The organism is Clostridium sp. MCC353, assembly GCF_018785315.1.
GTDB lineage: Bacteria > Bacillota > Clostridia > Lachnospirales > Lachnospiraceae > CHH4-2.
Genome location: NZ_WQPN01000180.1, coordinates 398 through 662, shown reverse-complemented (window position 1 = coordinate 662; position 265 = coordinate 398).

Sequence of the window (265 nt, the reverse complement as noted above, 5' to 3'; positions counted from 1 at the left end):
AAACTGATTCGGAATTCAGTTTCTGCCCGCCTTCTTTCCTGCTGAAAACCTAAGTTCCACTAAATGGTTTCCACATGACCTCTGTATCGTTGGTTTTCCCCGGTACCGCTCTCCGGTCTTCTGCCCCGCCGTCCGCCCTCCCCGCTTCCCTGCTGGTTTTCTCTGGCTAAAGTAATTAAAAGCAAATTTAAAATAAAGGGTGAAGGTATTTTCGAAAATGGCCTCACCCTTTAATGTAAATCCCCACGTCAGTTACTTGAAATGC